10 protein-coding genes and 1 tRNA gene are annotated in these 12,997 nt (G+C 72.0%); 5 read left to right on the plus strand and 6 right to left on the minus strand.

Annotation, left to right across the window (positions count from 1 at the left end; genetic code table 11):
* The first annotated feature begins 20 nt into the window (after positions 1 to 20).
* The 3 genes from WMF33_RS27070 (at position 21) to WMF33_RS27080 (ending at position 3,337) form a co-directional block, all read left to right on the plus strand.
* On the plus strand, positions 21 to 299 hold the full coding sequence (locus WMF33_RS27070; protein WP_020737372.1) for a DUF4398 domain-containing protein: 279 nt from the start codon (positions 21 to 23) through the stop codon (positions 297 to 299).
* Between the two features lie 62 nt (positions 300 to 361).
* Positions 362 to 1,459 carry an OmpA family protein gene (locus WMF33_RS27075; protein ID WP_437331334.1) on the plus strand — a complete coding sequence of 366 codons (1,098 nt, stop codon included), beginning with the start codon at positions 362 to 364 and terminating at the stop codon, positions 1,457 to 1,459.
* A gap of 132 nt (positions 1,460 to 1,591) precedes the next feature.
* Positions 1,592 to 3,337, plus strand: a complete 1,746-nt coding sequence (locus WMF33_RS27080; RefSeq protein WP_437331335.1) for a hypothetical protein — start codon at positions 1,592 to 1,594, stop codon at positions 3,335 to 3,337.
* A gap of 489 nt (positions 3,338 to 3,826) precedes the next feature.
* Here the strand turns inward: WMF33_RS27080 and WMF33_RS27085 are convergent, their stop codons facing one another.
* A complete protein-coding gene (locus WMF33_RS27085; RefSeq protein ID WP_061627742.1) occupies positions 3,827 to 4,192 on the minus strand; it encodes a PilZ domain-containing protein in 366 nt (121 codons plus the stop codon).
* 254 nt (positions 4,193 to 4,446) lie between these two features.
* Here WMF33_RS27085 and WMF33_RS27090 point away from each other — a divergent pair, with 254 nt between their 5' ends.
* Both WMF33_RS27090 and WMF33_RS27095 read left to right on the plus strand, forming a co-directional pair.
* The gene (locus WMF33_RS27090; protein ID WP_437331336.1) at positions 4,447 to 6,042 is read left to right on the plus strand and encodes a TIGR02266 family protein; all 1,596 of its coding nucleotides are present in this window, start codon (positions 4,447 to 4,449) and stop codon (positions 6,040 to 6,042) included.
* Positions 6,043 to 6,081: 39 nt separating this feature from the next.
* Positions 6,082 to 7,041 (plus strand): hypothetical protein, encoded by a 960-nt coding sequence (locus WMF33_RS27095; protein WP_437331337.1) that lies wholly within the window; start codon positions 6,082 to 6,084, stop codon positions 7,039 to 7,041.
* 317 nt (positions 7,042 to 7,358) lie between these two features.
* Here the strand turns inward: WMF33_RS27095 and WMF33_RS27100 are convergent.
* The 5 genes from WMF33_RS27100 to recJ form a co-directional block, all read right to left on the minus strand.
* Positions 7,359 to 7,430, minus strand: a tRNA-Val gene (locus WMF33_RS27100).
* A gap of 335 nt (positions 7,431 to 7,765) precedes the next feature.
* Positions 7,766 to 8,965 (minus strand): pyridoxal phosphate-dependent aminotransferase, encoded by a 1,200-nt coding sequence (locus WMF33_RS27105; RefSeq protein ID WP_437331338.1) that lies wholly within the window; start codon positions 8,963 to 8,965, stop codon positions 7,766 to 7,768.
* A 237-nt stretch (positions 8,966 to 9,202) separates the two neighbouring features.
* Positions 9,203 to 10,318 carry an MlaD family protein gene (locus tag WMF33_RS27110; RefSeq protein WP_437331339.1) on the minus strand — a complete coding sequence of 372 codons (1,116 nt, stop codon included), beginning with the start codon at positions 10,316 to 10,318 and terminating at the stop codon, positions 9,203 to 9,205.
* Positions 10,319 to 10,353: 35 nt separating this feature from the next.
* Complete coding sequence (locus WMF33_RS27115; protein WP_061625085.1) at positions 10,354 to 11,133, minus strand: ABC transporter ATP-binding protein; 780 nt, start codon at positions 11,131 to 11,133, stop codon at positions 10,354 to 10,356.
* A gap of 40 nt (positions 11,134 to 11,173) precedes the next feature.
* Complete coding sequence (gene recJ, locus WMF33_RS27120) at positions 11,174 to 12,946, minus strand: single-stranded-DNA-specific exonuclease RecJ (RefSeq protein ID WP_061625084.1); 1,773 nt, start codon at positions 12,944 to 12,946, stop codon at positions 11,174 to 11,176.
* Between the last annotated feature and the right edge of the window lie 51 nt (positions 12,947 to 12,997).

A 12,997-nucleotide genomic window follows, 5' to 3' on the forward strand; every position in this document is an offset into this window, starting at 1 on the left:
TTTTGATTTCAGGCGCGGGCATGGTGCTCGCGGCAGCTCTCACGAGCGGCTGCGGCGGCGCCATCTACGCGTTCACCGCGAACTCGGCCTCGAGCAAGCTCGAGACCGCCGAGGCGCTCGGCGCGGCGAAGTACGCGCCGTACGAGTACTACACCGCGCGAGAGCACCTCTGGAAGGCGCGCGAAGAGGCCGCGGCCGCCGACTACGGCGACGCGATCGACTTCGCCGACGTCGCGGAGGAGTACGCGGAGAAGGCGATCACCCTGGCGAAGCAAGCGCACGAGGGCGCGGGTCGATGAGCATTCGGACGAGGCATCGCTCTTCCCGCCGCGCTCGCCGCGCCGGCACCGTCGGCGTCGCGTTGATCGCGGTCTCCGCGCTCTCGTGCGCGCAGGTGCCGGTCATGCGCGGCGACATCGAGGCGCTGACCACCATCGCGAACCAGGCGGAGCGCAACGGCGCGCTCCGCTGCGCGCCGCGCGAGCTGGCGATGGCGAAGTCGCACCTGTCGTTCGCCAAGGTCGAGCTCGATCAGGGCTTCTTCGCGCGCGCCAAGGAGCACCTCGACATCGCGAAGGCGAACACGCACGCCGCCTACGATCTCTCGCCGCCGCAGAAGTGCGCCGAGCGCGGGTTCATCGAGGACGCGCCGCCGCCCGCGCCCGGCGACTGCGACGGCGACGGGCTGCTCGATCCGCAGGACAAGAAGTGCCCCTGCGACGCCGAGACGTGGAACGGCTTCCAGGACGACGACGGCTGCCCGGACGATCCGGACACCGACGGCGACGGCATCACGGACAGCAAGGACAGCTGCGTGCTCCTGCCCGAGGACAAGGACGGCTACCTCGACGAGGACGGCTGCCCCGAGCTCGACAACGATCTCGACACGATCCCCGACCTGAACGACAAGGACAGCACCGGCAAGAACTGCGCGAACGACCCGGAGGATCCGGACGGCTACGAGGACGCCGACGGCTGCCCGGAGCCGGACAACGATCAGGACACCGTGGTCGATCTCGAGGACCAGTGCCCGAACGAGCCGGGCGTGGTCGGCGGCGACAAGCCGGGCTGCCCGAAGAAGCCGAGCCTTGTCATCGTCACCGAGAAGGAGATCAAGATCACGCAGCAGATCCACTTCGAGTTCGACAAGGACAAGATCCGGCCCGAGAGCTTCCCGATCCTCGACGCCGTGGTGGAGGTCCTCCAGCAGAACCCGAAGATCAAGATCGAGATCCAGGGGCATACCGACAACAAGGGCGCCGCGGCGTACAACAAGAAGCTGTCGGATCGGCGCGCGGCCTCGGTGAAGAAGTACCTCGTGGCCAAGGGGATCGACGAGGCGCGGCTGACGTCGAAGGGCTACGGCATGGAGCAGCCGATCGTGCCGAACACGTCCGATCAGAACCGCGCCCTGAACCGGCGCGTGCAGTTCGTCCGCACGGAGAGCGGCGCGCAGTAGCCCAGAGCTGCTGGAGCGCCGCCCGACGTGTCGGGGGTACGTGCGATCTCGACCGCGCCGTCCGGGAGCCCCCGTGGCTCCGATCCTGAAAAGCAAGCGCCCCTCCCCAGCCTTTCCTGGAGGTCCGAACCCGTGTTTTTCCGTCGTTCCCGCCGCGCTCGCCTCGCGTTCGCTCTGACATCGCTGTTCGTCCTCGGCGCGCCGGCGGCGGCCAGCGCCGCCGGTGAGAAGGACGCGGAGGCGATGAAGCTGCACAACCAGGCGATGGACGATGACTATCTCTCTGTCGAGTTCGACAAGGCGGAGAAGAAGCTCCGAGACGCGCTGAAGAAGTGCGAGAGGAACGCCTGCACGAAGCCGGTGATCGGCAAGCTGCACATCGCGCTCGGCACGGTGTACGGCGGCGGCAACAAGCTGGAGCAGGCCAGGGCGGAGTTCGTGCTGGCGCTCCAGGCCGATCCGAAGGCGGCGCTCATCGACGCGCTGACGACGCCCGAGCTGGCCCAGGCGTTCAAGGAGGCGCAGAAGGAGGCGCAGGCCGCCGGGAAGCCGGCGGAGGATGCGCCGGGCGAGGGCGGCAAGCCCGCGAAGGCCGCCGCGGGCGACGTCCCGCACACGCCGGTGGCGGAGCAGGCGGTGAACACGCCGGTGCCCGTCTACATCGAGATCCCGGAGGAGATCGACGCGTCCAAGGCGACGCTGCGGTACAAGCCGTTCGGCTCGCCCAAGTGGAAGTCGGTCGAGATGGCGCCCATGGGGAGCGGCTTCGGGGCGGAGATCCCCTGCGAGGATGTCACGACGACCGGCGATGTCCGGTACTTCGTGATCGTGCGGGACGAGGCGGGCGACCCGGTGGGCACGGCCGGCTCGATGCAGGCGCCGCACCGGGTGCCGATCAAGAACGAGATCGACACGGCGCCGTCGCTCCCCGGCCAGGAGCCGCCGCAGCGCTGCGCGGCGAAGGAGGATTGCCCGCCTGGCCTGCCTGGCTGCCCCGAGGTCGGAGGCGAGCGCGGGGACAAGGGCTGGGGCGCGTCCTGCGAGGAGACCGTGGAGTGCCAGTCCGGGCTCGTCTGCCTGAACGGGACGTGCGAGCAAGGGTCCGGGGGCGGCGGGGCCGCTGGGGGCAAGGGCAAGCGCAACGTGTTCGGCCTCTGGGGGGAGCTCGATCTGCTCCTCGTGCGCGGCACGGATTACGTCTGCTCGGGCAGCGACGCCGCGTACGCCTGCTTTTACCCGGGCAGCAACGGCAAGCAGTTCTACGGCGAGCCGGCGGATCTCCCCGGAACGAACGGGGTCAAGGGTGGCCTGAGCCCTGCCGGGGGGCGCGTGATGTTGTCGTACGACCGGCAGCTCTTCGCGGATCTGCCGCTGCTCGTGGGCGCGCGGCTCGGGTTTGCTTTCGGCGGCTCGCCGACCTCCGAGCAGCCGCCGACGCCGTGGGTGGGAGACGACAAGCAGAACCCGCATCTCCAGGCGCTCAGCTTCCTGCCGCTCCACGGGGAGCTCCGCGCCACGTACTTCTTCCTGGGAGATCGGATTGTCGAGAAGGGCGGATTCCGCCCTTACGGGTTCCTGTCGCCCATCGGCCTGGCCCAGGTGAACGCGTCGGTCCCCGTGGATGTGTGCGATCGCCGGAGGGACGACGGTTCGCTGCAGGATGGGAACGCCAGCAACAGGTGCCCGGCGGACACCCGTTTCGTCGAGAACCTCGACGCCTACCAGATCACCGGTCGGAACTTCTCGGCGGCCGGGGCCGGCGTGGTCTACGGCATCACCGAGAATCTCGGTGTGTCCGCCGAGCTGAAGGTCATGCTGATGTGGCCGACGCTCGGGCTCGTCTTGGCTCCCACGATCGGCCCGGTGTTCGCCCTCTAGGGCCTCTCCAGCCAGCTGCCTGCCGAGCTGCCCGGCCCCCAGCGAGGGAGCACGTCGCGCGGCACGGCGCGGGGGCCCCGCCGAACTCGCCTGGGACATCATCCCTCCGGCGCGAGCGCCGGAGAGATGATGTCCCAGGCTCAAACATCGGCCCATCCCCCGCGCCGTGCCGCGCGACGTGCTCCCTCGCTGGGGGCCTACCGTTCCCGACCTATTCCCGCTCCATCATCGACGCTTCGCGCCGCACACCGGATCGACGCGGCACCAACGCGCCGCCATTCCCGCACACGCAGCGACATTCCCGGCACAGACACACTCCGCCGTGCCGATCCGCCCCTCGCTCCCCTTCCCCCATCGCCGTCGCAGCGCGGGGGGCGCCCGCACAGGAGACGGGCCCAGATCGGCGTTTTCGGCGCGCAGGCGCACTCACGTGCGCCGAGCACCGAAAACGCCGAGGTGGGCCCGTATCCGCAGCGGGCGCCCCCCGCGCTAGAGGTCGAAGCGTTCGGTGCCGAGCAGCTGGTAGAGCGCATAGAGCGCGCCGGCATCGTGATGCTCGAAGCGAACGCCCGCGCGGGCCGGCCGCCCCGCCGGCCCACGGCGGATCCAGGCGATCCGGCCGCGGAGGCTCAGCGGATCCCACAGGTTCGGGGTCGTGACCTCGAGCGTCACCGCGGTCTCGGGATCGAGCAGCTCCGACGCGAGCTGAGCCTCCGACAGCTCGATGCCGGCGCCGCCCAGCCCCAAATCGCGGATGCGGACGCCGTGCTCCTCGATCGACTGCCGATCGCGCAGGGTCGCTCCAAGATCGACGCGTCGCCTCGCGTGAGCGCGAAAGTGGTCCCGGACAGCCATCCCGGCGCATTCTCCAGTCAGCGCGAACATATCACGAGCGGCGCGCGCTCACGCGCGGTTCACCAACCCCTGCAGCGCAGGGGCACGGGCGCGAGCGCGCGCGCTCGAACAGCGTGCTCGCCCGGTAGCCCATGGCCGCGTTCGGTAAAGCGGACCGCCACGTGTTAGCCTTTGGGCTTCGCGGCGAACCTTGGGTTAACATGCGGACCACATCCGCAGGAGCGAGTCGCGAAGTAGACCGGAGTTCTACCCTGATGGCCCAGGACACACGCAAAGATCCGCGAGCGAGGGTGCTGCAGATGACCGTGCGCTACAAGAGCGCCACGGTCGACGAGTTCATCGAGCACCACTCGCATGACGTGAGCCGTGGCGGCATCTTCATCAAGACGCCGTCGCCCTTCCCCGCTGGCACGCTGCTCAAGTTCGAGATCCGGCTGCAGGACGAGCAAGCCGTCATCGCCGGCGTCGGCCGCGTCGTATGGAAGCGGGAGCCCGCGCAGGCGAGCGACGCGCACCCGTCCGGCATGGGCGTGAAGTTCATCAAGATCGATGAGAAGTCCAAGGCCGTGATCACCCGGCTCGTCGACGCGCAGCAGGGCGCCGGGTCGGCGTTCGAGGCCGGCATCACCGACCGCGCCGACCTGGGCGACGAGGTGACGGAGCCCGCGGCCGCAGCGGCGGCCGCGCCGCAGGCCGAGCCCGCGGCCGCGAAGGCCGCGCAGGCCGCGCAGGTGAAGCGCGCGTCGACGATGCTGGGGCTCGGCGCGATCGGGGCGACCTCGAAGGGCGACGCCGGCAAGGGGGACGCGAAGAAGGCCGAGCCCGCGGAGGCCGGCAGCTTCTTCCCCAAGACGAACCCCGAGAAAGAGATGCCGCCGCCCGACGAGCGGACGATGATGAAGCAGGCGGCCGAGCTGCTGAAGCAGGCGCTCGCCGAGGCCGGCGGCTCGCTGGACGAGATCGGCGCATCCAAGGAGCCGCTCATCCCCACCCCGCCGAAGAGGGCCGAGCCCGAGCCCGCGCCCGAGCCGAAGGAGGAGCGGGCGAAGCCGCTGGCCGAGCCGGCGGCCATCCCGGTCGCGGCGGTCGCGCAGCTGGCGAACGAGCGGGAGGCGCGGGACGAGATCCCCGCCGCCGAGACGAGGCCCGCCAAGGTCGCCGCGGCGAAGAAGCCGGCGGAGGTGGCGGACAGGACGCCCTCCGAGGAGCTGCACGGCAAGGCCGCGCGCCAGGAAGACAAGGCGGCCGACGACGCGGCCAGGGCAAAGCCTGCGGCAGCCAAGCCGAAGGAGGATAAGGCGGTCGCCGCCAAGGCCGCGACCACCGGCAAGGTCCCGCTCGCGCAGGAAGAGGAGAGCAGCGGCACCGGGCGGCTGCTCACGATCCTGCTGGTCGCGGCTGCGCTCTGCGGCGCGCTCTGGCTCGTGTTCGGGCAGAGCGATCCCAAGCCGGAGCCGGCCGCGCCCGCGCCCACGCCGGCAGCGCCCGCGCCGGAGCAGCCCGCGGCCAAGCCCGCGGCTCCGGAGGAGAAGCCCCAGCCGGCGGAGGTCGCGCCCGCGGCGACGGACACGGCCGCGCCCCCGGCGGCGACCACCGCGCCCCCGATCGCCCCTGGGTCGTCGGCGGCGCCGGAAGCGTCGGCCGCGCCGGCGGCGACCACCGCGCCGACCGCCGAGGCCCCCGCCAAGGCGACCGCGGAGCCCCCGGCCCCCACGACGACGGCCGAGCCGGCAGCGCCCAAGGCGACCGCGGAGCCCCCGGCGCCCACGACGACGGCCACGCCGGCGCCGCCCAAGCCGACGCCCAGGCCGAGGCCGAAGGCGCCGAAGAACGACGATCCTTACGGTTGAGGGCGAGGCCGTGGGCCATCCGCGGGAGAGGCAGCTGCAATGAGCGGCTCGGGTAGTCAGGTCGGTGAACCGGGTCTGGGTCGCCCGAGGGCGGCCGCCCCCCTGGCCGCGCTCGGCTTGCTGGCGGCCACCGGGCTCGTCTGCGCCGCGGTCGCGCTCCGCAACCCGACGGCCGTGGCGGTGCTCGAGCAGGACCCCAGCGGCTCGGCGCGGAGGCCTGCGCCCACCGCCGCCCCCAGCAGCAGCAGCAGCGGTCGCGCCGACGCGCCGTCGCCCGAGCCGGCGTCCGCACTCGACCCTGCGGAGCCCGACGCCCCGGCGAAGGCCGAGCCTGCCCGCGCGCAGGCCTCGGAGCTCGAGAAGGCCCAAGCCGAGGGGATCGCGGCGCTCGGCGCGCTCGCGCAGCGGTACCCGGAGGACCCCCCGGTCCTCCGGGCGCTCGCGCTCGCGCAGGGGCGCGACAAGGCGTACGCGGCCGCGGTGGCCACGACGAAGCGGCTGTTCGAGATCGCCCCCGAGGAGACCGGCAACGACGAGGTCAAGCAGCTCCTCCTGAGGATCGCGAACGGCCCCCCGGAGGTCGCGCTCACCGCGCTCGATCTGATGGCCAAGCAGATGGGAAGCCGCGGTCCCGACCTGCTTTACGAGGTGGTGACCGCGCCGAGGTTCGGCGACTGGATCCGGGACAACGCGAGCAAGCAGCTGCTCGACCCCAGCGTGCGGCAGATGGCGTCGCCCGCGCTGCTCATCGCCGACGATCTGCGCCGGCTCACCGGATGCCCCACCAAGGCGCTGATCGCCAGGGCGCGCGAGGAGGGCGATGTCCGCGCGCTGCATTACATCAAGTCGCTGCTCACCCCGCAGCGCTGCGGCGTCCTGCGGATGCGCAACTGCCTGAAGTGCGGCGCCGTCGCCAAGGATCTGCGCGCGACGGCCAGCGTCATCGAGAAGCGCAAGAAGGCGGCGGCCACCCCGCCCGCGGGGAGCGCCGCGCGCTGATCCGCCCCGTCGAGGTCGGGTGAGCCCCGCCTCGCCGCTGCCACCGCGACGCGGTCCGCGGGCGCCCTCGTCTAGCCCGCGGCAGGGTCGTCGCCGTCGTCCCGCGCGCCTGGCCGCGCTGGCACGCCCCGCGAACAGGAGCCCACGGCGCGGACCGCACCGCGACCGGCGCGGGCACTTCGGAGCGCCCATGGCGCGGACCGCACCGCGATCGGCGCGGGATCTCTCGTCTAACTGCTCCGTCGCCTGCCGCTGGTGGCACCGTCGCGCAGGCGACTCGATGCGTTGGACCAGCTCGCGACGGGAACGAATCGGGGTGGGCGCAACAGGATTTGAACCTGTGACTTCGTCCGTGTGAAGGACGCACTCTACCGCTGAGTTATGCGCCCGATGCCAGCCGGTCGTCACCCGGCCGTTTCGGAAAGACGTGGCGCTTTTAACTCAGAGATCGGCGTTCGACAAGAAGAACTCGCTGCCCATGTCGAACTTCTTCGCGGCGCTCGGGAAACCAAGCGCCAGCGGCCCCCCCTCGGCGCGCCTCCCGGCGCTGGCCGAGGCTCGGTCGCGCGTCGTCGCGCGCTCTCGCGCGCCTCCGCGCGGGGCGTGGACCAGGCAGGCAACCGCCTCCACGCCCCCCGGACCGTCACGCCGTGGCGCAAGCAGGGCCGCTGCCGCTGCCCCGATGCTGCGGACCACGCATCGACCCGCGGTGGGCCGCGCCCCGTCAATCGAGCGTCGCGACCGCGCGCCGGAGCGCGGCGAGGCCCGCTTCGATGTGGTCCTCGTCGCAGGCGTAGGAGAACCGAAGATAGCCGGGCGCGCCGAAGGGGGTGCCGGCGACCGCGGCCACGTGCGACTGCTCCAGCATCCACGTCGCCACGTCCTCGTCGCTCGCGAGCGTCTTCCCCTGGAAAGAGCGCCCGCACAGCCCCCGCACGTCGGCGAACGCGTAGAACGCGCCCTCGGGCATCCGGCAGCGCACCCCGGGCACGGCGTTGAGGCCCTCGACCATGAGCGAGCGCCGCCGGGCGAAGGCCGCGCGCATCGCGAACACCGCGTCGCGCGGGCCGTTCAGGGCCGCGACGGCGGCGGCCTGGGACACGGCGGCGGCGTTCGTGGTGCTCTGGCCCTGGACCACGTCGAGCGCCTTCGCGACCTCGATCGGCGCGATGCTCCAGCCGATGCGCCAGCCGGTCATCGCGAAGGTCTTGCTGACGCCGTCGACGACGATCACGCGCGGGGCGAGGTCCTCCGCGAGCGCGGGGAGCGACACATGCCGGAAGCCGTCGTAGGTGAGGTCGGCGTAGATCTCGTCGACGATGATCCAGCAGTCGTGGCGCCGCAGGACCGAGGCGAGCGGGAGCAGGTGCTCCTCCGCGTACGCCGAGCCGGTCGGGTTCGAGGGCGTGCACAGGACGAGCGCCTTCACCCGCGGCGTCAGCGCGGCCTGGAGCGCGTCCGCCGTGAGGCGGAAGCCCGTCGCCTCGGTGGTCTCGACGACGACCGGCGCGGCGCCGAACAGGCGCACCTGCTCGGGATAGCTCACCCAGTAAGGCGCCGGGATGACGACCTCGTCCCCCGGCTCGAAGAGCACGGCGGCGAGGTTGAACAGCGCGTGCTTCGCGCCAGCGCTCACGGTGACCTGGCTCGGCAGAGGCCGCCACCCGCGGTGCTGCTCGGTCGCGGCGCAGATCGCCGACTTCAGCTCGGGCGTGCCGGACACGGCCGTGTAGTGCGTGGCGCCGGCGTCGAGCGCCGCCTTCGCCGCGGTGCGGATGTGCTCGGGCGTGTCGAAGTCCGGCTCGCCGACGCCGAAGGCGTAGACCGTGTGCCCCTCGGCGCGGAGGCGCGCGGCCCGCGCCGCCATGGCGAGCGTTGCACTGGGCGCGACGGCCGACAGACGGTCAGCGAGCTTCCTGGGCATCGGGACAAAGAGGAATAAAGGGCGGCCTGGGACGACGCAAGGCGCTAGCCCTCCCGACGATTGCGCCGGCGGCCCGGATGTGCCTCGCGCCGCGCGCGCAGGGCCCGCCTACGCCCGCGCCTCGAGCGCCCGCGCGCACGTGCAGCGGCCGAATGCAGGCCAGGCGGAGCCGAGCGAGCCGACGCGAGGCAGCGCTGTAAGCCCGACCACGCGCGGTCGGACGCATCGCGTGCGGCGCTACGGAGAGGGTGACGGCGTCGCGCCGCCGACCTGGACTGCGGGCTTCTGCTCGTCCTGCTTGATCGAGTAGCGCACGAGCGCGCGGAGCACGTCGTTGCGCTGCACGTTGCCGAGGAGGCTCTTCATGTCCTCGTAGATCGACGGATCGACCAGGAGGGCCCCGAGCGTCCCCTTGCCCGCCCTCATGTCGTGCACGATCGCCCGCAGGTCGCCGGTCATCGCCGTCACGTTGGCGAGCGCCTCGGCGCCGTCGCCCTTGCCGCCGTACAGCGCGTCGTGCGCGAGGCTGTCGCTCTCGCGGATGCCCTTCAGCGTCATGGCGACCTCGTCCGCGGCGTTCCCGAACTGCTGGATCTGCTTCTGCGGGCCGTCGCCGTAGATGACGTCGTGCGCGAACCCCGGCCCCTCCTTGACGCGCGAGACGACCCCCCTGACCTCGCGCAGCGTGCCCGCGAGCTCCGTGCTCACGCGGTCGAGGCTCGCCAGGGTGCGCGAGATGCGCTCGGCCTCCTCGGGATCGGTCAGGAAGCGGTGCGGGTAGCCCTCGCCCTCGGTCACCTGCTTCATCAGCGTGTTCGCCGAGGCGACCGTCTCGCGGAGATCCTTGTGCAGCCGCTCGTCGGCGATGTTCTCCGAGACCTTCTGGATGTTGTCGAGCGTGGCCTCGGCCTTCTCGGCCATCCCGGCCACCTTCCCCATCACGTCGGTCGGGACCTCGCCAGGGATGTGGCCGCCCGGCGGCACCGCGTCGGGGCTCTGCCCCTTCGTGAGCTCCAGCATCTTGTCGCCGAGCAGCCCCTTGTTCGCGATCTGGGCCACGCTGTCGGTCTTGACCCGGCCCGCCTCGCTCTCGACGACCTCGAGCTTCACGTAGATCTTCGTGTCCTTCGGATCGGGGCCGTAGCCGACCTCGGCGACGTGGCCGATGTCGATGCCGCCCATACGGATGGGCGCGCCCGGCTTCAGCCCCTGCACGTCGCTGAAGCTCGTCGAGAACTCGACCGAGGAGTCGAAGAGCCGCCGCTCGTCGCCTATCAGGAAAATGACTACGGCGGAAAGGACGAGGCCCGCCAGCACAAAGAGTCCGACCTTCAGATCGCGCGCTCTGCCCATGCAGAAGGGCATCTTGCGCGATCTTGGGTGGATCGTCACGCCCCGAGAAGCGTTTGGACGTCCTCGTTCACCGGCGCGGTCCCGGTAATGAAATCGGCGACATGCGGATCTTTGGACGCCCGGAACTCGTCCGGCGTGCCGGTCGCGATGACCTCGCCGCGGTAGATCATCGCCATCCGATCCGAGATCGAGAACGCGCTCTTCATGTCGTGTGTCACGACGATGCTGGTCACGTTGAGGGCCTGCTTCAGGCCCTTGATGAGGTGGTTGATGCGCTCGGTGTTGATCGGATCGAGCCCGGTCGTCGGCTCGTCGTAGAGCAGCACCTCGGGCTGCACCGCGATGGCGCGCGCGAGGCCGACGCGCTTCTTCATGCCGCCGGACAGGTCCCCCGGGCGCATCTGCTCGATGCCGGGCAGGCCGACGAGCGACAGCGCCCAGTTCACCCGCTCGGCGATCTGCGCCTCGGTCATCTCCTTGCGGTAGTGCTCGTGCAGGCCGTAGGCGACGTTCTCGCCGACCGAGATCGAGTCGAACAGGGCGCCCCCCTGGAACAGCATCGCGATGCGCTGGCGCACCCGGGCGATGCGCGCCTCGCTCACCTTCGTGATCTCTTCACCGTGAAACTGGATAGTTCCATCGTCCGCGTCGAGCAGGCGGATGAGCAGCTTGAGCATGACGCTCTTGCCGACGCCCGACCCGCCCATGACGGTGAGCGTCTCGCCCGGGTACACCTCGAGGTTCAGGTCGCGGTAGATGACCTTCGGGCCGAAGGCCTTGCGCACATGCGAGAACCGGATCAGCGGCTCAGCCACGCGCCCACGCTAGCACGCCGCCGAGGCCCGCCGCGAACGCTCAGTCGGCCGCGGCGACGTGTTCGATCCGGATCTCGACGGCGTCCCCGCCGCGCCAGGCGTCGCGCCGGAGGCGGCCCACCACATCGACGCGCCCGCCGGCGAACCGCGCCGCGAGCTCGCCCAGCTCGAACCCGAAGCACGAGATCTCGCGGCGGGCGAAGGTGAGCTCCAGCTTGAGGTGGCCCTTCAGGTTCCTCGCCGAGCGCACGGCCGCGCCCGACAGGAGGACGTGCGCCGCGCGATTCCCCTCGCCGCACGGCTCGAGCCGCTCGAGATCGCGCGCCACGGCCGCTGGATCGTCGCGATCGTCGAGCCGGGCGTGGGCGGCCGCGAGCGCCGCGGCGGCGGGGAGCTCCTGGTCGCGGAAGGCGTCGCACCACGCCGCCCGGAGCGCCTCGACGCGATCGGCGCGCACCTCGACGCCGGCCGCCGCCTGGTGGCCGCCGAAGCCGATGAGCTCGGCGCGGCAGCGGGTGAGCGCGTCGTGGAGCCGCGCGCCCGCTGGGCCGCGCACCGAGCCGCGCCCCTTGGCGCCCTCGAGGCCGATGACGATCGTGGGCTTGCCGAAGCGGGAGGTGAGCCGGCCCGCGACGATGCCGACCACGCCGGGGTGGAAGCCTTGCCGCGCGATGACGATCGCGGGATCCCGATCGAAGCCGGCGCGCTCGATCTCGGCGAGCGCCGACGCCAGCATCTCGTCCTGGATGGCGCGCCGCTTCATCTGCGCCTGCTCCACCGTGGCGGCGAGCGCGGACGCGGTCACGCCGTCGTGCGCGAGCAGGAGCTCCAGCGAGATGTCGGGGTCGCCGAGCCGACCGGGCGCGTTGAGGCGGGGCGCGATCCGGAAGGCGACGTCCTCCGCCGAGGCGCCGCGCCCGAGATCGAGGTTGGCGAGCGCCGCGAGCGCCCGCAGCCCGGGCCGGGGCCCGGTCTGGAGCACGGTGAGGCCGGCCCGCACGAGCGCGCGGTTGTCGCCGGTCAGCGGCGCGACGTCGGCGACGGTGCCGATGGCCACGAGGTCGAGGTAGGGGCGGAGGTCGAGGGACGAGCCGAGCTTCTTGCGCACGGCGGCCAGGAGCGAGAGCGCGAGCCCGCAGGACGCGAGCCCCTTGTACGGGAAGCCGCAGTCGGCGCGGTGCGGGTTCAGGAACGCGATCGCCGGGAGCGGCTCGGCCGGCACGAGGTGGTGATCGATGACGACGCAGTCGATGCCGGCCGCGCGCGCGGCGGCCAGCCGCTCGTGATCGCTGGAGCCGCAGTCGCACGTGATGAGCAGCGTGGGGCAGGCGCGCATCACGCGCTCGAGCGCGGGGGCCGAGAGACCGTAGCTGCCCTCGGCGCGCGTCGCGAGCAGCGGCACGACCTGGCCCGAGAGGGCGCGCAGCGCGCCCGTCATGATGGCGGTCGCGGTGATCCCGTCGCAGTCGTAGTCGCCGAAGACGGCGATCCGCTCGCCGGCGCGCACGGCGCGCGCGATCCGCTCGGCGCTCGCCTCGCGATCGGCCATGGCGTCGGGCGACGTGAGGTGCGAGAGCCGCGGGTCGAGGAAGCGCCGCGTCGCCTCGTCCGGAGCTCGGCCGGCCCGGTGCAGGATGTCCGCCACCGTGATCGACAGACCGAGCTCGCGCGCCATCGCGAGCGCCTCGGGCGACGCCTCGCCCGGGTCGGCGATGCGCTCGACGAAGGGCGCGCTGCGGGCCGCGTGCGAGGCGGGGGTCGGCGCCTCGCGCTCGGCGAGCTCCTTCCAGGCCTCCGTGACGGTGCTCGTCATCGCGAGAGCCGGTACACCGGCGCGGCGGAGGCGTCCATGGTCTGGGTCGAG

The organism is Sorangium sp. So ce394, assembly GCF_051474665.1.
Taxonomy (GTDB): Bacteria; Myxococcota_A; Polyangia; order Polyangiales; family Polyangiaceae; genus Sorangium; species Sorangium cellulosum_D.